Below are 19,295 nucleotides of genomic sequence, written 5' to 3'. Positions count from 1 at the left end.
CCCGGGCGGGCCGCAGCCGACAGTTCGCGACCACTCGCCGGACGTGAGCGGGGTGTCGTGACCGCACGCCGCACGCCGCACGCCGGACGCCGCACGCCCGCTGACGGACAGGAGGCACGGTGCCAGCCGGCACCGTGCCTCCTGTCCGTCAGCGGGTGACGGCTACTGCTGGGGCCGCCACGGCCCCTCGCCACCGGCGGTGCCGCCGTCCTTGCCGTCCTTGCGCTCACGGCGACGGAGGTACTGCTCGAACTCCTGCGCGATGGCGTCACCCGAGGCCTCGGGGGAGTCGACGGTGTCGCGCGCCTGCTCGAGCTGCCCGATGTAGGACGCCATGTCCTCGTCGTCGGCGGCGAGGGCGTCGATGCCCTCTTCCCACTCGGTGGCGTCGTCGAGCAGCGAGCCACGGGGCACGGTGACGTCCGTGAGCTCCTCGATCTTGTCGAGCAGCGAGAGCGTGGCCTTGGGCGAGGGCGAGTTGTGCACGTAGTGCGGCACCGACGCCCACAGGGAGAGCGTGGTCAACCCGGCCTTGTCCATCGCGTCGGCGAGGACCCCGAGGATGCCGGTCGGGCCCTCGTACGAGGACTTGTCGACGTCGAACGCGGCACGGACCCCGGCGTTCTCGCTCGACACGAACACCGAGATCGGCCGGGTGTGCGGGACGTCGGCGAGCATCGCACCGACGAAGACGACGGCGTCGATGGAGTAGACGTCCGCCAGGTCGATGATCTCCGAGCAGAAGCCCCGCCAGGTGCGCGAGGGTTCCGGTCCGACGAGGACGAAGACGTCACGGTCGGTGGGGGAGCCGGTGGCACCGATGACCGGACGCCCCTCGGCACCGGGGCCGTGCAGCACGATCCGGGGCCACTGCACGCCGCGGTCGCCGTTGTCGTCGGTGCCGACGGTGGGCCGGTTGAACTGGTAGTCGACGTACCGCTCGCCGTCGAGCTCACGCAACTCGTCGAGGCCGAGCGACTCGACGATGCGACGCGCCAGACCGCTCGCGGCCTCGCCGGCGTCGTTCCAGCCCTCGAAGGCGACGACGAGCAAGCGACCGTCGCTGAAGGGGGAGTGCTGTGGCACGGAGCGGACCTCCTGGTGGTGGAGCGGAGCGGGGCGGGAGCGATGCCCCCGGCCGGACACGATTCAGGCATCCACTGTAGGCCCAGGGGGTGTCGGCGCACGCGCGCGTCCGCGCCCAGCGGAACGGCCCCGGTAGACTCGTCGCCCGTGACCGCGCATCCTCCTGCCCTCGTCCCGCCCGCAGCCGTGCTGTGGGACATGGACGGCACGATCATCGACACCGAGCCGATCTGGCAGCGGTCCCAGGTCGACCTGACGAACCGCTACGGCGCCGAGTGGACCCACGAGGACGGCCTGTCCCTGGTCGGGTCCGGCCTCGAGCGCTCCGGTGAGCTCCTGCGCGCCAAGGGCGTCGACATGGAGGTCGAGGAGATCATCCAGTGGATGACCGACTACGTCATGGAGCACCTGCGCGCCGGTGAACTGCCCTGGAGGCCGGGTGCCCGTGAGCTCGTCGAGGAGCTCCACGCCCGCGGCATCCCGACCGCCCTGGTCACGATGTCCCGTCGCAAGATGGCGCTCGTCGCCGCCGAGGCCCTGGGCGAACGCGGCTTCCGCGTCGTCGTCGCCGGTGACGACGTCGACCGTCCGAAGCCGTTCCCGGACGCGTACCTGTCCGCCGCCGCGCAGCTCGGCGTCGAGCCCACCGCGTGCGTCGCGATCGAGGACTCCGCCACCGGCGTCGCGTCGGCCGTCGCCTCCGGCGCCGTCACGGTGGCCGTCGAGCACATCGTCCCGCTCTCCGAGATCGCCGGCGGCGACGTGCACCTGACCACCCTGGCTGGGGTCGACGTCGACCGTCTGGTCGAGTTGACGACGCCGGCACTGGCCGCACGGGCTGCGCACTCTGGAGGCGCGGTGCCGGACCCGGCGCACGCTGCGGACACCGAAGGGGTCACCCGATGAGCCACACCGACGACGCACGCGACGAGGCGGACGCGAGCAGCGCCTCCAGTCCGACTGCGGATCCGACCGCAGCCCTCCCGCACACCGCGGGCGGCGCACCGCACACGCCGCCGCGCGGCCCGTTCCGGGCCGGCGACCGCGTGCAGCTGACCGGTCCGAAGGGCAAGCTCACGACGCTGTCGCTCGAGACCGCGGGTGAGTACCACACGCACCGCGGGGTGCTGCGGCACGACGATGTCATCGGCCAGCCCGACGGCTCCGTCATCCGGGCGAGCACCGGTGACGAGTACCTCGCGCTCCGTCCGCTGCTCAACGACTACGTGATGTCGATGCCGCGTGGCGCCGCGATCGTCTACCCGAAGGACGCGGCGCAGATCGTGGCCTTCGCGGACGTCTTCCCCGGGGCCCGCGTAGTCGAGGCCGGCGTCGGCTCGGGGGCGCTGTCGCTGTTCCTGCTCCGCGCGATCGGCCCGACCGGGCAGCTGCAGTCGTTCGAGCGCCGCGAGGAGTTCGCGGCGATCGCGAAGGGCAACGTCGGCACCTTCCTCGGCGCAGTCCCGGACAACTGGTCCGTCACCGTCGGTGACCTGGTCGAGTCGCTGCCCGACGCGACCGAGCCGCAGAGCATCGACCGGGTCGTGCTCGACATGCTCGCGCCGTGGGAGTGCGTGGACGCCGCAGCCGACGCCCTCGTGCCCGGCGGACTCATCGTCTGCTACGTCGCGACCGTCACGCAGCTGTCCCGCACGGCCGAGGCCCTGCGCGACACCGGGCGCTTCACCGACCCGATGCCGAGCGAGACCCTGGTGCGCACCTGGCACGTCGAGGGCCTCGCCGTCCGCCCGGACCACCGCATGGTCGGGCACACCGGGTTCCTCATCACGGCACGACGCCTGGCCGACGGCACCGTGCTGCCGAACCTGAAGCGCCGCGCGGGCAAGGCGGAGTTCTCGGACGAGGACATCGAGGCCTGGACCCCCGGCGCCGTGGGCGAGCGGGCGACGAGCGACAAGAAGCTCCGCAAGGTGGCCCGGCAGTCGGCGGCACAGGCGCGGAAGGTCGCGGCGGCCGAGGCGTCGTCGGCGGCGGAGGGTGCTGCGGCGCCGTCCGGGGGAGCTGTGACTCCGTCGGATGCCACTGCGGCTCCGTCGGATGCCGCTGCGGCTCCGTCCGGGGCCGTCGAGGACGAACGGTAGGCTGACGGCGTGCCCGTCCTGCATCGAACGGAAAGAGGGTCCGTGCGCACCATCCCCGCACTCCTGGTCACCATCGGTCTCGCGGTGTCCCTCACCGCCTGCGCCTCGAACGGTGCCGGCACCACGCCCTCGAGCTGCGCCGCTCCCGGCGCCGCGTCCGAAGCGGTGACCGCCACCGGCAAGTTCGGCTCGGAGCCGAAGGTCAACGTGCCGAAGGGCCTGACCACCAAGGGCACCCAGGTGTCCGTGCTGCAGCAGGGTTCCGGTCGCACGATCGACGACGGCACCCCCGTCCTGGTCGAGTACACCCTGGTCGACGGCTCCACGGGGCAGGTCGCCCAGACGAGCGGCTACTCGGGCCAGACGGCACCGATCACCGCCGGTGCGAGCAACTACGGGGCCCTCGGCGCCTCGCTGCAGTGCGCCCGCGTCGGCGACCGCCTGGCGGTGGCCCTGCCGAAGAGCGCCCTGAGCAGCACCGGCGGCACCGCTGGCAGCTCGTCGTCGAAGAAGACCGAGGACGCCGTCATCGCCGTCATCGACGTCAAGCGCGCGTTCGACGCCCGTGCCACCGGCACCCCGCAGCTCGCCGGCGACAAGATGCCGGCCGTGGTGCTCGCACCCTCCGGCGCCCCCGGCATCACGATCCCGTCGTGGAGCGCGCCGAAGTCGAACGAGACGCACCTGCTCCGCAAGGGCGACGGTCGCGAGCTCACCGCGAAGGACACCGCGGTCATCAAGTACACCGCCGTCACCTGGGGTGCCGACCCGTCCGTCGCCGGCTCCAGCTGGACCGACGGTTCCGGCGCGCAGGCCATCCCGCTCACCAAGGGCCAGGTCGACGAGGGCGTCCGGTCCGCCATCGTCGGGCACCACGTCGGCGACCAGGTCCTGGCCATCGTCAACCAGCAGGGGACCGCGTACGCGTACGTGATCGACGTCCTCGGGGCGATCTCGAACTGACCCGGTCCGACCGTCCACGGACCGCGGCGCGGGTGCACTCCGGTGCACCCGCGCTGCCGTAGGATCGGCTCGTGCCAGCGACCCGTGTGCCCCGTGTGCCCGCCGAGGAGCGGCTGTTCAGCCTCGTGCTCGCGCTGCTCTCGACGGAGTCCGGGCTGACCAAGGCCGAGATCCTGGCCAACGTGCAGGGGTACCGGCAGCGGTTCTCGACCGGTGGCGACAACGCCTCGCTCGAGCGCCAGTTCGAACGCGACAAGGACGACGTCCGCGAGCTCGGCATCCCCCTCGAGACCATCGAGACCCCGGGTGCCGCGGGCAACAACCAGACGCTCCGGTACCGGATCCCGAAGGGTGAGTACGACCTGCCCGTCGACGTCCGCTTCACCCCGGACGAATCCGCGCTGCTGTCCCTGGCCGCGATGGCCTGGCGCGAAGGCGCACTGTCCGCCGACTCCCGCCGTGGCCTGCTGAAGGTCCGCTCGGCCGGCGCCGAGGACGACGACGGTGCCCTGCAGCTCGGGGTCGACGCGTACGCCCCGCGGCTCCGTGCCCGGGATGCGTCCTTCGAGCCGCTCCGTTCCGCGCTCGACCGCGGCGCAGCCGTGCGCTTCGACTACATCACGCCCGGGCAGCACGACGCCCGTCGGCGCGAAGTGGCTCCGCTCGCCCTGGTGCAGCACGGCGGCCGGTGGATGCTCGCCGCCCACGAGTTCGCAACGGACTCGGACAAGAACTACCTGCTGGCCCGCATCGTCGGACCCGTCACCCAGTACGAGGTCGGGCAGCACACCGCTCCCGTCGGCGCGGGGGAGCGCACCCTCGCCGAGCTCGAGCGAATCTGGGCCGAGCGCACCGCGCGCATCGCCGTGACGCCGGGTTCCGACGCCGAACGCCGACTCACCCGTCGCCGCGACACCGAGACCGACGCCGACGGCGCGCTCGTGCTGCACCACGTCGACCCGCAGATCCTCGCCGAGGAACTCGCCGCCTTCGGGCCCGAGGTCCGGGTGCTCGAACCCGACGACCTGCGGGCACGGGTCGACCAGCGCCTCCGTGCACTCGTGCGCGACCACACCGACGACGACCGTGCCGCAGCCCCCGGAGAGGACCCCGTTCGTGGCTGACGCCCAACCCCTGCAGGCCCAGGACAAGCTCGCGTTCCTGCTCGCCCTGGTGCCGTACCTGATCGACCGCGAACGGGTCTCGGTGGCCGAGGCCGCTCGGCACTTCGGTGTGCCCGAGGCCCGCATCCGGCGTGCCGTCGAACTCATCGCGGTGTCGGGGGTTCCCGGCGAGACGATGCAGTACCAGCACGGCGACCTGTTCGACATCGCCTGGGACGACTTCGACCAGAACGACATGATCGTGCTGACCAACCTCGTGGCGATCGACGACTCACCGCGGCTGTCCGCTCGTGAGGCCTCGGCACTCATCGCGGGCCTGCAGTACCTGTCCGCGCTGCCCGAAGCCGCCGACCGTGACGCCATCCGCGCGCTGATGGCCAAGCTGTCCCGCGGTGCCGGGGGAGCGGCGTCGACCGTCGCCGTCGGGCAGGACCTGCACGACGTCGCCCTCGCCACCATCCGGCGGGCGATGTCCGACGGCCGCGGCCTGGTCTTCGAGTACGCCGGACCGCGCACCCAGGGCGGCACCCGACGGGTCGACCCGCTCCGGGTCGAGTCCATCGACACCGACTGGTACCTGCGCGCGTGGGACCTCGACCGGCAGGCACTCCGGACGTTCCGGCTCGACCGGATGTCCGAGGCGCGGGTCGACGACCGCCCGGCCGAGAAGACGATCGACCAGGTCGTGATCCCGGACACGCTGTTCCAGCAGGCCGCCGACGACGTCATCGTCACGGTGGAGCTCGACTCGACGTCGCTGCCCCTGGTCGCCGACTTCCTGTCCGACACCGCGGACGCGCCCGACTCCGACGGCCGTGTCCGCATCCGGCTCGCGGCGTCGCACGGGTTCGACGGCGTGGTCCGGCTCGTCGCCGGGTTGCCTGGTCGTGCCGTGGTGCTCGACCCGCCCGCGGCCCGTGACGCCGTGCGCGACTTCGCGGCCGCGGCCCTCGCCGCGGGCTGACGTCTGCCGCTGCGGCCCCTCCGAGCACTGCACGTTCCGACCCGGTACGCCCGATCCCGCCAGATATGCCTGATCTCGCCAGGTAGGCCTGATCTCGCACGGTGGACCTCGGGTACCTGGTGGTTCCGGGCGTACCTGGTGTGATCTTCCGACCCGGTATGCCCGAACTCGCCAGGTAGGCCCGAACTCGCCAGGTAAGCCCGATGTCGCACGGCACGCCCGATCCCGCACGGTGAAGCTCGGGTACCTGGTCGTTCCGGGCGTTCCTGGTGTGTTGATCCGACCAGGTATGCCCGGTCTCGCCAGGTATGCCCGATCCCGCACGGTGAAGCTCGGGTACCTGATGGTTCCGGGCCTACCTGGTGTGTTGCTCCGACCAGGTACGCCCGATCTCGCCGGTACGCCCGATCTCGCACGGTGAACCTCGGGTACCTGGTCGTTCCGGGCGTACCTGATGCGATCTTCCGACCCGGTACGCCCGATCTCGCCAGGTACACCCGATCCCGCCCGCCTGCTCGCCAAACGCCCGCCCGCCACCCGCCACCCACCCGCCACGCGGCCGCGCCGACCCCCGGCGGACTGTCGGTCCCGACCCCGTAAGATCGAGCACATGGCTTCGACGACCGCGCGCGGGCGAGCGAAGCGGCAGGGGCGCCAGAAGACCGACGCCGAAGGCCGCATGTCGCTCGGGCAGCACCTCATCGAGCTGCGCAACCGTCTCTTCCGCGCAGTCGTGGCGATCGTCGTCGGTGCGATCGGCGGCTGGTTCCTCACCCCGTGGGTGCTCGACGCGCTCCGGGCACCGGTGACCGAGCTCGCCAAGGTCGGCGGACACACGGCCGAGCTGAACTTCCCGATGATCACCGGGGCGTTCGACCTCAAGCTGCAGATCGCGATCACCATCGGCGTCGTCATCGCGAGCCCGGTCTGGCTCTACCAGATCTGGGCGTTCATCGTGCCGGCGCTCGTCCGGCGTGAGCGGCAGTACGTCTGGGGCTTCCTCGGCACCGCGATCCCGCTGTTCTTCGCCGGGTGCTACTTCGGGTGGTACATCCTGCCGCACGTGGTCGGCATCCTCGGCAGCTTCGTGTCGAGCCAGGACACCTCGATCGTCGATGCGAAGGCGTACTACGACTTCGTCATCAAGCTCATCGTCGCGGTGGGCATCGCGTTCGTGCTGCCGGTGTTCATCGTGCTGCTGAACTTCGTCGGGGTGCTGTCGGCCTCCGCGATCATCAAGAGCTGGCGCGTCGCGATCCTCTGCATCCTGGTCTTCTGCGCCATCGTCACCCCGAGTGCCGACGTCATCTCCATGTTCCTGCTGGCCATCCCGATGACCGTGCTGTACGTCGCGGCCTGCTTCATCGCGTGGATCCACGACCGCCGTCTGGCCAAGCGCCAGGCGAAGCTCGACGAGGAGTACGACCTGTGAGTGGCACGAGTGCGGCCGAGCGGTTCGCCGCGGCCAAGGTGCGCAACCGGTCGCGCAACCTCGAGCTCTTCCGGACGGACCTGCGGTTCGATCTCGACCCGTTCCAGTTCGCCGCCTGCGACTCGCTCGACCAGGGCCGCAGCGTCCTGGTCGCCGCCCCGACCGGAGCCGGCAAGACGATCGTGGCCGAGTTCGCCATCTGGCTCGCCATGCGCCAGCCGACGGCGAAGGTCTTCTACACGACTCCGATGAAGGCACTGAGCAACCAGAAGTACGCCGAGCTCGTCGACGTCTACGGCGAGTCCGAGGTCGGGCTGCTCACCGGGGACACGAACGTGAACCCCCGCGCCCGCGTCGTCGTGATGACGACCGAGGTGCTCCGCAACATGATCTACGCCGACTCGGACCTCCTCGACGACCTCGCCTGGGTGGTCCTCGACGAGGTGCACTACCTCGCCGACCGGTTCCGCGGTGCCGTGTGGGAAGAAGTCATCCTGCACCTCCCGACCGAGGTCCGCCTGGTCTCGCTCAGCGCGACGGTGTCCAACGCCGAGGAGTTCGGCGACTGGCTGCAGACCGTCCGCGGCGACACCGACGTCATCGTCTCCGAAGACCGCCCGGTGCCGCTCGAGCAGCACGTCCTGGTCGGTTCGAAGATGGTCGACCTGTTCGACTCGAGCGGTGCCGCGGCGACGAACCGCGTGAACCCGGAACTGCTCCGCATGGTCGGCGGCGGTTCGCGGAGCGAGCGGAACGGCGGCGGCCACCGCGGCCGGCGCGGTCGTGGTGGCTACCCCGAGCGTCGCGGGCCCCGCACCGAGAAGGTGCACCGCGAACAGATCGCGCACATGCTCGACGAGCGGATGCTCCTGCCCGCGATCTTCTTCGTGTTCAGCCGCAACGGCTGCGACCAGGGCGTCCGCAACGTCCTGCGCTCGGGCCTGTCCCTGACGACGGTGCAGGAGCGCAACGAGATCCGCGAGACGGCGGAGTACCACTGCCGCACCCTGCTCGACGAAGACCTGGCCGTCCTCGGCTACTGGGAGTGGCTCGAAGGGCTCGAGCGCGGGGTCGCGGCGCACCACGCCGGCCTGCTCCCCGCCTTCAAGGAGGTCGTCGAGAACCTCTTCCAGCGCAAGCTCCTGAAGGTCGTGTTCGCCACCGAGACCCTGGCGCTCGGCGTGAACATGCCGGCGCGCACCGTCGTGCTCGAGAAGCTCGAGAAGTTCAACGGCGAAGCCCGTGTGCCGATCACCCCGGGGGAGTACACGCAGCTCACCGGTCGTGCCGGTCGTCGTGGCATCGACGTCGAGGGGCACTCGGTCATCCAGTGGACCGACGGACTCGACCCGCAGGCCGTCGCGTCGCTGGCCAGCCGCCGCACGTACCCGCTCAACTCGTCGTTCAAGCCGACCTACAACATGGCCGTCAACCTGATCGACCAGTTCGGCCGGCAGCGCACGCGCGAGGTCCTCGAGACGTCGTTCGCCCAGTTCCAGGCCGACCGGTCGGTGGTCGACCTCGCTCGCAAGGTCCGCTCGCAGCAGGAATCGCTCGACGGCTACCGCGAGGCGATGCAGTGCCACCTCGGCGACTTCACCGAGTACTCGGCGCTCCGCCGCGAGCTGTCCGACCTCGAGCGCACGAACGTGCCCGGCGGCCGCGAGGCGTCACACGGCGCCCGCCAGGAACGCCAGGCCGCGATCACGGCGGTCCGCCGCCAGCTGCAGCGCCACCCCTGCCACGCCTGCCCGGAGCGCGAGGCCCACGCCCGCTGGTCCGAGCGCTGGTGGAAGCTCAAGCGTGCCAACGACAAGCTCGTCCAGCAGATCCGGTCCCGCACGGGCGCCGTCGCCACGACGTTCGACCGTGTCACCGAGGTCCTGCTCGAGCTCGGCTACCTGGTGGACGCCGGCAACGGCGAAGCCACGGTGGCAGCGGGCGGCCGTCGCCTGCAGCGCATCTACGGCGACCGCGACCTGCTCGTCGCCGAGTGCCTCGAGGCGGGGGTCTGGAAGGACCTCACCCCCGCGCAACTCGCCGCCATGGCCGCGACGATCATCTACCAGCCCCGCCGCGAGGATGCGCCCGGCACGGAGCACGCCCTGCCCCGCGGTGCGTTCCGCCCCGCGCTCGACGAGACTCTGACGATCTGGTCGCGCCTCGACGACATCGAGCGTGCGGCGCGCCTGGCCGGTTCGCAGCCCCCGACCCCGGCGATGGCCGTCGGCATGTTCCGCTGGGCCTCGGGTTCGGCCCTCGACGACGTCCTCCGCACCCTCGACCTGCCGGCCGGCGACTTCGTGCGCTGGTCGAAGCAGGTCATCGACCTGCTCGACCAGATCCGGAACGCCGGCGACGACGAACTCGCCCAGACCGCCCGACGGGCGACGGACGCGGTTCGCCGCGGCATCGTCGCCTACGCGGCGGTCTGACGGGAGGCCCGGTGCCGGTTCCGGAGACCAGTGTGCGCGGGCTGCCCGCGCGCGTCGGCCGCGGGGCGGTCGCGACCGGCCCGTTCGCCGCGTTGCCGCTGGGCACCGCGCTGCCGTTGGCCGTCATCGGTGGGATCCTCTTCGCTCTCGCGTTCCCGTCGCCCGGATGGTGGTTCCTCGCCTACCCGGCACTCGCCTGCATGCTGCTCGCGGTGATGGGGCAGCGGGCGCGGCGTGCGGCGTGGATCGGTTACCTCGCCGGCGCGGCGTTCTGGATCCCGGCCATCTCGTGGGCCGGTCGTTACCTGGGCCCGGTCCCGTGGTTCGCACTCGCCCTGCTCGAAGCCGCGTTCTTCGCACTCGGCAGCGTCGCCATCGCCCTGGCGTACCGCTGGGTCGCCCGCGTGGTGCCCTCGACCGCCGGACGCGTGTGGGGCCTCCCGGCCGTCGTCGCCGCACTCTGGACCGGACGCGAGTGGTTCTCGGGGAGCTGGCCGTACGGTGGTTTCGCCTGGGGGCGGGTCGGCCTGTCGCAGTCGCAGGGGCCGTTCACGCACCTGGCCGCGTACGTCGGCGTCCTCGGGCTGACGTTCATCGTCGTGTACTGCGTCGCGGTCGTGGTGTCGCTCGCGCTCGTGGCACCCCGCGTGCCGGGCGTGACGCTCCGGCTGCCCGTGCGGGTGGCGACGGCGGGTCTGCTCGTCGCGGCGGTCCTGGCCGTGCCGGCGTGGCCGACGGCGACGAGCGGCACGATCCGGGTCGAGGCGGTGCAGGGCAACGGTCCCGCGGGCTACTTCGACCGTGCGGAGCCCGGCGACGTCCTGGCGGCGCAGGTCGCTGCGACGGACGTGGACGCGAAGGGTGTGGACCTGGTCGTGTGGCCCGAGGCCGGTGCGGAGTACGACCCGCGGCAGCAGCCGGTCATCGCCTCCGCCCTCGACTCGGTGGTCGACTCGCTCGACGCCCCGATCGTCGCGGGTGCCATCACGCAGACCCCGTCGGGGGTGCTGCACAACACGTCGTTCGTGTGGACCGCCGACGGCTGGCAGTCGTCCTACGACAAGAAGCGCCCGGTGCCGTTCGGCGAGTACGTGCCCGACCGCTGGTTCTTCTCCAAGCTCGCACCGTCGCTGATCGGTCTGCTGCAGCGCGACTACACGCCGGGGACGAAGCCGAACGTGCTCTCCGTCGCGGGCATCCGTGCCGGCATCTCGATCTGCTTCGACATCGTCGACGACGGGCTGACCGCCGACATGGTGCGCGGGGGAGCGCAGGTGATCCTCGCGCAGACGAACAACGCCGACTTCTCGGGCACCGACGAGAACCTGCAGCAGCTCGAGATCGCGCGGATGCGGGCCATCGAGACCGGTCGGTCGCTCGTGAACATCTCGACCGTCGGAGCGTCGCAGGTCATCGACCCGAGCGGCCGCACGATCGACCGGGTGCCGGAGTACACCGCGACGTCGATGGTGACCGACGTGCCGCTCGGCACGTCCACCACCCCGGCGTCGATCCTGTCCGGCTCGATCACGCTCCTGCTCTCCCTCGGGGGGCTCCTCGTGCTCCTCGCCTGCGCGCCCTGGGGCCGTCGCAGCCGCTCCTGATCGGGCACGCCGCGCCCAGCCACTGGGAACGGACTGTGAATGCGCCGGTACGGGATTGATGGGGCGTGGGACAGTGTTGTGGAGGGCAGACGAGCGAGAGGAGCACACACATGGCTGATCGGAGTCTCCGCGGCATGCGGCTCGGGAGTCAGAGTCTCCAGAGCGAAGAGGGCGTCGAGCTCTCAGATCGCAAGCGCGCGGTCTACCAGACGGATTCGGGTGAGACGTTCGACATCGTCTTCTCGGCCGATGCGGACGTCCCCCAGACCTGGTCGGAGCCGCGCTCCGGTCGCGAGGGCCGCCTGCTCGGCGACGACGGGATCCCCGTCGAGGTCGCCGAAGAGGACGTGAAGGCACCCCGCACCCACTGGGACATGCTGCTCGAGCGCCGCTCGCGCGAGGAACTCGAGGAGCTCCTCGAAGAGCGCCTGCAGGTCCTCCGCGCACGACGCGGCGCCTGACACCACCGACCACACGACGACGCCCGCCCCGGTTCCTCGGGGCGGGCGTCGTCGTTCGTTGGTGCGGGACCGTCAGCGCCGACCGGAGCCGTCGCTGGTGCGGTGACCGGAGGCGTCGTCGCCCGGCGTGGGCGGAGTGTCCCCGACCTGCTCGGCGGTCGCGTCGTCGGCGGCCGCGAGGTGCGCATCGACACTGCGGTTCGACTCGGCCAGGCGCGCGTCGAGGTCGGACTCGGGGACGATGTCCGCGGCGGTGGCGTCCGCACGCGGCATCGTGGTGTCCGCCGCTGTGGTGTTCGCCAGGCTCTCGTTCGCGAGCTTCGAGATCCGGGACAGGAAGTCCGTGCCACCGGCGCCGCCGGCGACCGGACCGGCGCCGCCACCGCGGCTGGCGCTGAAGCCCTTCGCGATGCCGGACAGTGCCTCGGTGAACTCGCTCGGGATCATCCAGAGCTTGTTCGAGGTGCCCTCGGCGATCTTGGGCAGGGTCTGCAGGTACTGGTAGGACAGCAGCTTCTCGTCCGGGTCGCCGGTGTGGATGGCCTCGAACACGGTCGCGATGGCCTGGGCTTCACCCTCGGCACGGAGCACCTGTGCCTTGGCGTCACCCTCGGCGGCCAGGATCGCGGCCTGTCGCTGTCCCTCGGCCTCGAGGATCTGGGACTGCTTGGTGCCCTCGGCCTGCAGGATCGCGGCACGACGGCTGCGCTCGGCACGGAGCTGCTGCTCCATGGCGTCCTGGATGGACACGGGCGGCTCGATCGCCTTCAGCTCGACTCGGCCGACGCGGATGCCCCACTTGCCCGTGGCTTCGTCGAGGACGACGCGGAGCTGGCCGTTGATGTTGTCGCGGCTGGTCAGTGCCTCTTCGAGGTTCAGACCACCGACGACGTTGCGGAGCGTGGTGGTGGTGAGCTGCTCGACGGCGCCGAGGTAGTTCGCGATCTCGTACGTCGCGGCGCGGGCGTCGGTCACCTGGAAGTAGACGACCGTGTCGATCGAGACCACCAGGTTGTCCTCGGTGATCACGGGCTGCGGCGGGAACGAGACGACCTGCTCACGCATGTCGAGCAGCGGCCGCAGGCGGTCGATGAACGGGACGAGAAGGTTCAAGCCCGGGTTGAGGGTCTTGTGGTACTTGCCGAGTCGTTCGACGACGCCCGCGGTGGCCTGCGGGACGATCCGGATCGCCTTCGCCAGGACGACGATCACGAAGATGACGACGACGAGGACGAGCACGAGCAGTGCGATCGTCCCCGGGGAGATGCTGGTCACGAGGTGGCCCTTTCTGCGAGGCGCACGACCGCGGTCGACCCCTCGATCGACTCGACGACCACGGGGGTCCCGAGTGGCGGTGTGCGGTCGACGGAGCCCGCGGCGAACCGTGCACTCCAGGTCTCGCCGTTGGCCAGGCGCACCTGACCAGGACTGGAGGAGGTGAAGGCGACCGCGACCGTGCCGGCGAGCCCGATGAGGCCCTCGACGTTGGTGCGGTGCGGGTCGGCACCGCGGCCGAGCGCGACGAGCAGTCGCGGTCGGACGAGCGACAGCAGCACGAGTGCGGCCACCGCGGCGACGATGGCGGACAGCCACCACGGGGCGCCGAGCAGTGCGGCGATCAACCCGCCGGCGGCACCCGCCGCGAGCATGATGAAGATGAAGTCGAGGGTGAAGATCTCGACCACGCCCAGGAGCAACACCAGGCCGATCCAGACGGTGCTCTGGATCCAATCGATTCCGTTCACGCGATCTCCCTCCCTCGGTCGCGCGCGGCGGCTCGCTGCGTCGCGACAGCCGGTACAACTCCGTTCAACATATCAGGGCCGTCCGACGGTCGTGCAGGCGATTGGTAGGCTCGGTGCGCCCGACCGGCCGGAACCAGACCTGGAGAACACGACTGTGAGCAACCCCCTCGCCCCCGGATCCCTCACCGACAAGCGCGCCGTCGTCACCGGTTCGTCCCGTGGCATCGGCGCCGACACCGTCGGGTACCTCGCCGAGGCCGGTGCGAAGGTCGTCGTGAACTACCGCAACAAGGCCAAGCGCGCGGAGCAGATCGCCGAGAAGATCGTCGAGGCCGGCGGCTCCGCCCTGGCCGTCGGCGCCGACCTCACCGAGCACGACTCCGTGCAGGCCCTCGTCGACACCGTCGTCCAGGAGTGGGGCGGCATCGACCTGCTCGTGCTGAACGCGTCGGGCGGCATGGAGTCCGGCGTCGGCGAGGACTACGCGCTCCGCCTGAACCGCGACGCCCAGGTCGACATGCTGCAGACCGCCGTGCCGCACATGCCCGCCGGCTCCCGTGTGGTGTTCGTCACGAGCCACCAGGCGCACTTCGTCGAGACCGCCGAGACGATGGACGAGTACGTCCCGGTCGCCAAGAGCAAGCGCGCCGGAGAACTCGCCCTCCGTGAGCTCATCCCGCAGCTCGAGGCCGCCGGCATCGAGTTCGTCGTCGTCTCCGGCGACATGATCGAGGGCACGATCACCGCGACGCTGCTGAACCGCCTGAACCCCGGCGCGATCGAGGGTCGTCGGCAGGAGGTCGGCAAGCTCTACAGCGTGTCCGAGTTCGCGGCCGAGATCGCCCTCGCCGCCGTCGAGCCGATCCCCGCCGACCACACCAAGCTGGTCGGCGACGTCAGCGGCTTCGTCGGCTAACGTCGGGCGGGTGACCGCCAAGCCCGGCCTGCGCCGCACCTCCCGCATCCTGCTGCTCGACCCCGAGGGCCGCGTGTTCCTGATGGACACGAACTCGCCCTCTTCGGACGGCGCCCACCGCTGGATCACGCCGGGTGGTGGGGTCGACCCGGGGGAGACCCACCGCGACGCCGCGATCCGCGAACTGCGCGAGGAGACCGGGATCGTCATCGACGAACCCGGCGAACCGGTGTGGTCCTGGGACTTCACGGTCGAGTGGGACCTCGCCGACCACGACCGCGGGCACGCCGAGTTCTACGTCGTCCGCACGCCGGGCTTCGAGCTGTCCGACGCCGAGTGGACCGACGACGAGCGCGTCGACATCCTCGCCTCGCGGTGGTGGACCGCCGACGAACTCGAGGCGACCGACGAGGAGTTCGAACCCGCCGAGTTGCCGGACCTGGTGCGCCGACATGGCGCCTGAGCACCGCACCACGGCCTGACGGCCGACCCAGGACCGGACGGGAGGCCCGTGGCGGCCCTGCCACGGGCCTCCCGTCGGTACGCTGACCCGCATGCACACCGATCCGGTCGACGACGACCCCACCGGCGCCGACGCGCACCCTGCCGACCGGCACGACCGGATCCGGGTGCGCGGTGCCCGCGCGAACAACCTGCGCGACGTCGACGTGGACCTGCCGAAGCGGCGGCTCACGGTGTTCACCGGGGTCTCCGGCTCGGGCAAGAGCTCGCTCGTGTTCGGCACCGTCGCCGCCGAGTCGCAGCGGATGATCAACGAGACCTACAGCGCGTTCGTGCAGGGGTTCATGCCCTCGCTCGCGCGTCCGGACGTCGACCTGCTGGACGGCCTGACCACCGCGATCGTCGTCGACCAGGAGCGCATCGGCGCCGACCCACGCTCCACCGTCGGCACCGCCACGGACGCGAACGCGATGCTGCGCGTGCTGTTCAGCCGACTCGGTCAGCCGCACATCGGGGGGCCGAACGCGTTCTCGTTCAACCTCGCCACCGTGACGGCCGGGGGAGCGATCACCTTGCAGAAGGGTGCGGACGCGAAGGCCCAGAAGGTCTCGTTCACGCGGGTCGGCGGCATGTGCGCGGACTGCGAGGGCCGGGGGCTGGTGAACGACATCGACCTGACGCAGCTGTTCGACGACACGAAGTCGCTCGGGGACGGCGCGCTCACGATCCCCGGGTACGGGACCGACGGGTGGAACGTGCGGCTGTACGCCGAGTCGGGCTACTTCGACCGGGACACCCCGATCCGCGACTTCACCGAGCAGGAGCGGCAGGACTTCCTGTACCGCGAGCCGACGAAGCAGAAGATCGCCGGCATCAACATGACCTACGAGGGGCTCGTGCACCGGGTCCGCCGATCGTTCCTGCAGAAGGACCGCGAGGCGATGCAGCCGCACATCCGGGCGTTCGTCGACCGCGCCGTGACCTTCACGACGTGTCCGGCGTGCGACGGGACCCGGTTGAACGACACCGCCCGCTCGTCGAAGATCGCGGGCCGCAGCATCGCCGACGTCTGCGCGATGCAGATCACCGACGCCGTCGCCTGGCTGCGGGGTCTGGACGACCCTGGGGTCGGGCCGTTGCTCGAGGGGCTCCGCGACCTGCTCGAGTCCTTCGTCGAGATCGGACTCGGCTACCTGTCGCTCGACCGCCCGACCGGCACGCTGTCCGGGGGAGAGGGGCAGCGCGTGAAGATGGTGAAGCACCTCGGCTCCTCGCTCAGTGACGTCACGTACGTCTTCGACGAGCCGAGCACGGGGCTGCACCCGCACGACATCGAGCGGATGAACGAGCTGCTCGTCCGGCTGCGCGACAAGGGCAACACCGTCCTGGTCGTCGAGCACAAGCCCGAGGTCATCGCGATCGCCGACCACGTCGTCGACCTCGGACCCGGTGCCGGTTCCGGCGGTGGGACGCTCTGCTACCAGGGGTCCGTCGACGGGCTGCGTGCGAGCGGGACCGTGACCGGTCAGCACCTGGACGACCGCGTGACCGTGAAGTCCGAGGTCCGTCGTCCGGACGGGGCGATCGCGATCCGCGGCGCCTCGGCCCACAACCTGCACGACGTCGACGTGGACGTCCCCACCGGGGTGCTCACCGTCGTGACGGGGGTCGCCGGCTCGGGCAAGAGCACGCTCATCCACGGGTCGCTGGCCCGGCGCGACGACGTGGTCGCCATCGACCAGAGCGGCATCCGTGGGTCACGGCGGAGCAACCCGGCGACCTACACCGGCCTGCTCGAGCCGATCCGCAAGGCGTTCGCGAAGGCCAACGGCGTCAAGCCCGCGCTGTTCAGCGCCAACTCGGAGGGCGCCTGCCCGGCGTGCAACGGTGTCGGTGTCGTGTACACCGACCTCGGCATGATGGCGGGCGTCGCGAGCCCCTGCGTCGAGTGCGACGGCAAGCGGTTCGACCAGTCCGTGCTCGGGTACCACCTGGGCGGGAAGGACATCAGCGAGGTGCTCGGCATGTCCGTCGCCGACGCGTTGGCGTTCTTCGCGGCGGGGGAGTCCGCACTGCCGGCGGCCCACACGATCCTCGCCCGGCTCGCCGACGTGGGGCTCGGCTACCTGACGATCGGACAGCCGCTCACCACGTTGTCCGGGGGAGAGCGGCAGCGGCTCAAGCTCGCGACGCACCTCGGTGACCGGGGCGGCGTGGTGGTGCTCGACGAGCCCACCGCGGGCCTGCACCTGGCCGACGTCGAGCAGTTGCTCGGCCTGCTCGACCGGCTCGTCGACGCCGGCCGGACGGTCGTCGTGATCGAGCACCACCAAGCCGTGATGGCGCACGCCGACTGGATCATCGACCTCGGGCCGGGCGCCGGGCACGACGGCGGGCGGATCGTGTTCGAGGGGACGCCCGCTGCACTCGTGGCGGCGCGGTCGACGCTGACCGGGCAGCACCTGGCGGCGTACGTCGGAGCCTGAGCCGGGGGACAGGCTCGGACTGCGAATCTGGGCACCAGCCGTGTGTGAGGACTACCGTTCTGACTGACGCTCACGATCGGCTACCCGGCCTGGATCGGCGTCCTGACCAGAAGGAGCTCCACCATGTCCAACCCCGGCAACGCGCCCGCGCAGTCGAACACCTTCGCCATCGTCTCCCTGGTGCTCGGCATCATCGGGACGTTCGTGGGTCTGTTCGTGCCGATCGTCGGTGTCATCGGCGGCATCGTCGGTCTCGTACTCGGCATCTCGGCGCGCAAGCGTGGCGGCAGCCGCGGGATGATCACGGCCGGCGTCATCCTGTCGATCGTCGCCATCGTCATCGGCGTGATCGGCTTCATCATCAACGCGGTGGCGCTCTCGAACATGTGAGTGGTCCGCTTCGCATCGTGAGCAGCAATGGTCGAGTCCAGCGGATGGACTCGACCATTGCTGCTCACCAAACGTCTCGGGCGTCGAGCTTGCAGCTGTTCAGGAACGCGGGCGTACCGTCCGGCGCATGAGCTACAGCCAGCCTGACCCAGCCGAAGAGACCACCCAGAGCGAGTCGCCGGAGCAGCCCGACACCGACCAGGACACCCTGGAGGAACAGGGTGGCGAGCCGGCGGCGCTCGAGATCGACGCTGACGACGTCCCGACGAAGCCCGCCGACTGACGCCGTCGTCATCCAGTGAGCAGAAGAGGTCGAGTCCGTACAGCGGACTCGACCTTTTCTGCTCACGAAGCGTCTCCGCCCGTGCGCCGATAATGCATATTATGTCAACTCAGGCTTATGTCGACTCAGACGTTGCGAGGCCCCGCTCGGCTGACGGGACGCTCGACATCGCTCCCCTACCGTGGACGCGTGCACGATCACCGAGATGACCAACGCCGCTCACGAACCGTGACACCCCGGGTCCTGTTCGCCGTCGCCCTGTCCGCGTTCCTCGTGCTGATCGGCACGCCACCTGCATCGGCGCACGCAGCACTGACCTCGAGTGATCCGGCGGACGGCGCCACCGTGGCTGCCGACCTTGAGCGAGTGACACTCAGCTTCAGCGAGGCGCCGCTTGCCGGGCTCGAAGCCGGTCTGCGCATCGAGGTCCGGGACGACGGCGGGACCGACGAGTCGTCCGGAGCGGTGGCCGTCGACGGCACCTCGATGTCCAAGGCGGTGTCGCTCTCCCCCGGCCCGCACACCCTCGTCTGGCGGTACGTCTCCCCTGACGGCCATCCGATCGAGGGGCAGCTCGCGTTCTCGGTGGCACCGGCCGCATCTCCGACCGTTCCACCCACGACGACGAGCCCGACGGCCGCGCCCACATCATCCTCGGAACCGTCGGCAGCGGCAGCGGCAGCGGGAGCCGCACCGAACACGGGTGCCGGCACGCATGCGCACGGCCACGGTGGCCCGGCACTCCTGTTCGGGGTCGTCGGGATCCTGGCAGTGCTCGTCATCGGCGCGGTCGTGCTCCGCATCCGCCGGGGCGCGGACGCGCGGACCGAGGGCTGACGGGA

The 19,295-nt window shown here is 70.8% G+C and carries 18 protein-coding genes; 15 read left to right on the top strand and 3 right to left on the bottom strand.

Annotated elements, in window-relative coordinates; all coding sequences use genetic code 11:
* Positions 1 to 162: 162 nt before the first annotated feature.
* Positions 163 to 1,086, bottom strand: coding sequence for a proteasome assembly chaperone family protein (locus DEJ06_RS11475; RefSeq protein WP_027465645.1), 924 nt, complete (start codon positions 1,084 to 1,086; stop codon positions 163 to 165).
* Positions 1,087 to 1,233: 147 nt separating this feature from the next.
* On the opposite strand from DEJ06_RS11475, the gene DEJ06_RS11470 reads away from it, so the two are divergent.
* The 9 genes from DEJ06_RS11470 to DEJ06_RS11430 all read left to right on the top strand — a co-directional run bounded on the left by DEJ06_RS11470 (position 1,234) and on the right by DEJ06_RS11430 (position 12,171).
* Complete coding sequence (locus DEJ06_RS11470) at positions 1,234 to 1,992, top strand: HAD family phosphatase (protein WP_244993106.1); 759 nt, start codon at positions 1,234 to 1,236, stop codon at positions 1,990 to 1,992.
* Positions 1,989 to 3,188: a tRNA (adenine-N1)-methyltransferase gene (locus DEJ06_RS11465; protein ID WP_111039363.1), complete on the top strand. Its 1,200-nt coding sequence runs from the start codon at positions 1,989 to 1,991 to the stop codon at positions 3,186 to 3,188. Before DEJ06_RS11470 ends, DEJ06_RS11465 begins: the two co-directional genes overlap by 4 nt.
* Before the next feature lie 42 nt (positions 3,189 to 3,230).
* Positions 3,231 to 4,151 carry an FKBP-type peptidyl-prolyl cis-trans isomerase gene (locus tag DEJ06_RS11460; RefSeq protein ID WP_111039362.1) on the top strand — a complete coding sequence of 307 codons (921 nt, stop codon included), beginning with the start codon at positions 3,231 to 3,233 and terminating at the stop codon, positions 4,149 to 4,151.
* Positions 4,152 to 4,222: 71 nt separating this feature from the next.
* Positions 4,223 to 5,275, top strand: coding sequence for a YafY family protein (locus DEJ06_RS11455; RefSeq protein WP_111039361.1), 1,053 nt, complete (start codon positions 4,223 to 4,225; stop codon positions 5,273 to 5,275).
* Positions 5,268 to 6,239 carry a YafY family protein gene (locus DEJ06_RS11450; RefSeq protein ID WP_111031702.1) on the top strand — a complete coding sequence of 324 codons (972 nt, stop codon included), beginning with the start codon at positions 5,268 to 5,270 and terminating at the stop codon, positions 6,237 to 6,239. Before DEJ06_RS11455 ends, DEJ06_RS11450 begins: the two co-directional genes overlap by 8 nt.
* Before the next feature lie 679 nt (positions 6,240 to 6,918).
* Positions 6,919 to 7,671, top strand: coding sequence for a twin-arginine translocase subunit TatC (tatC, locus tag DEJ06_RS11445; protein WP_110863923.1), 753 nt, complete (start codon positions 6,919 to 6,921; stop codon positions 7,669 to 7,671).
* Positions 7,668 to 10,106 (top strand): RNA helicase, encoded by a 2,439-nt coding sequence (locus DEJ06_RS11440; RefSeq protein ID WP_071244709.1) that lies wholly within the window; start codon positions 7,668 to 7,670, stop codon positions 10,104 to 10,106. Before tatC ends, DEJ06_RS11440 begins: the two co-directional genes overlap by 4 nt.
* 11 nt (positions 10,107 to 10,117) lie before the next feature.
* Complete coding sequence (gene lnt / locus DEJ06_RS11435) at positions 10,118 to 11,710, top strand: apolipoprotein N-acyltransferase (RefSeq protein WP_258372418.1); 1,593 nt, start codon at positions 10,118 to 10,120, stop codon at positions 11,708 to 11,710.
* A 110-nt stretch (positions 11,711 to 11,820) separates the two neighbouring features.
* A complete protein-coding gene (locus DEJ06_RS11430; protein ID WP_027465636.1) occupies positions 11,821 to 12,171 on the top strand; it encodes an RNA polymerase-binding protein RbpA in 351 nt (116 codons plus the stop codon).
* A 72-nt stretch (positions 12,172 to 12,243) separates the two neighbouring features.
* Here the strand turns inward: DEJ06_RS11430 and DEJ06_RS11425 are convergent, their stop codons facing one another.
* Complete coding sequence (locus DEJ06_RS11425; protein ID WP_111039359.1) at positions 12,244 to 13,446, bottom strand: SPFH domain-containing protein; 1,203 nt, start codon at positions 13,444 to 13,446, stop codon at positions 12,244 to 12,246.
* Positions 13,443 to 13,916 (bottom strand): NfeD family protein, encoded by a 474-nt coding sequence (locus DEJ06_RS11420; protein WP_110863722.1) that lies wholly within the window; start codon positions 13,914 to 13,916, stop codon positions 13,443 to 13,445. Before DEJ06_RS11420 ends, DEJ06_RS11425 begins: the two co-directional genes overlap by 4 nt.
* 154 nt (positions 13,917 to 14,070) lie before the next feature.
* On the opposite strand from DEJ06_RS11420, the gene DEJ06_RS11415 reads away from it, so the two are divergent.
* The 6 genes from DEJ06_RS11415 to DEJ06_RS11395 all read left to right on the top strand — a co-directional run bounded on the left by DEJ06_RS11415 (position 14,071) and on the right by DEJ06_RS11395 (position 19,290).
* Complete coding sequence (locus DEJ06_RS11415) at positions 14,071 to 14,832, top strand: SDR family oxidoreductase (RefSeq protein WP_111024422.1); 762 nt, start codon at positions 14,071 to 14,073, stop codon at positions 14,830 to 14,832.
* Positions 14,833 to 14,842: 10 nt separating this feature from the next.
* Positions 14,843 to 15,295, top strand: a complete 453-nt coding sequence (locus DEJ06_RS11410) for an NUDIX hydrolase (RefSeq protein WP_110863723.1) — start codon at positions 14,843 to 14,845, stop codon at positions 15,293 to 15,295.
* Between the two features lie 91 nt (positions 15,296 to 15,386).
* Positions 15,387 to 17,780 carry an excinuclease ABC subunit UvrA gene (locus DEJ06_RS11405; protein ID WP_111039358.1) on the top strand — a complete coding sequence of 798 codons (2,394 nt, stop codon included), beginning with the start codon at positions 15,387 to 15,389 and terminating at the stop codon, positions 17,778 to 17,780.
* 123 nt (positions 17,781 to 17,903) lie between these two features.
* A complete protein-coding gene (locus tag DEJ06_RS11400) occupies positions 17,904 to 18,170 on the top strand; it encodes a DUF4190 domain-containing protein (RefSeq protein WP_111039357.1) in 267 nt (88 codons plus the stop codon).
* 127 nt (positions 18,171 to 18,297) lie between these two features.
* A complete protein-coding gene (locus tag DEJ06_RS18285) occupies positions 18,298 to 18,453 on the top strand; it encodes a hypothetical protein (protein WP_163343611.1) in 156 nt (51 codons plus the stop codon).
* Positions 18,454 to 18,681: 228 nt separating this feature from the next.
* Positions 18,682 to 19,290: a copper resistance CopC family protein gene (locus DEJ06_RS11395; protein ID WP_181436741.1), complete on the top strand. Its 609-nt coding sequence runs from the start codon at positions 18,682 to 18,684 to the stop codon at positions 19,288 to 19,290.
* The last annotated feature ends 5 nt before the right edge of the window (positions 19,291 to 19,295 follow it).

Source organism: Curtobacterium sp. MCLR17_051, from assembly GCF_003234395.1.
Taxonomy (GTDB): domain Bacteria; phylum Actinomycetota; class Actinomycetes; order Actinomycetales; family Microbacteriaceae; genus Curtobacterium; species Curtobacterium flaccumfaciens.
The sequence above is the reverse complement of the archived record's forward strand: the minus strand, read 5'-3'. Positions and strand labels throughout refer to the sequence as shown.

Coding starts and splice junctions, on each gene's coding strand:
- DEJ06_RS11465 (WP_111039363.1), top strand. CDS start 1,989: ATGAGCCACACCGACGACGCACGCGACGAGGCGGACGCGAGCAGCGCC.
- tatC (WP_110863923.1), top strand. CDS start 6,919: ATGTCGCTCGGGCAGCACCTCATCGAGCTGCGCAACCGTCTCTTCCGC.
- DEJ06_RS11430 (WP_027465636.1), top strand. CDS start 11,821: ATGGCTGATCGGAGTCTCCGCGGCATGCGGCTCGGGAGTCAGAGTCTC.
- DEJ06_RS11405 (WP_111039358.1), top strand. CDS start 15,387: ATGCACACCGATCCGGTCGACGACGACCCCACCGGCGCCGACGCGCAC.
- DEJ06_RS11400 (WP_111039357.1), top strand. CDS start 17,904: ATGTCCAACCCCGGCAACGCGCCCGCGCAGTCGAACACCTTCGCCATC.
- DEJ06_RS18285 (WP_163343611.1), top strand. CDS start 18,298: ATGAGCTACAGCCAGCCTGACCCAGCCGAAGAGACCACCCAGAGCGAG.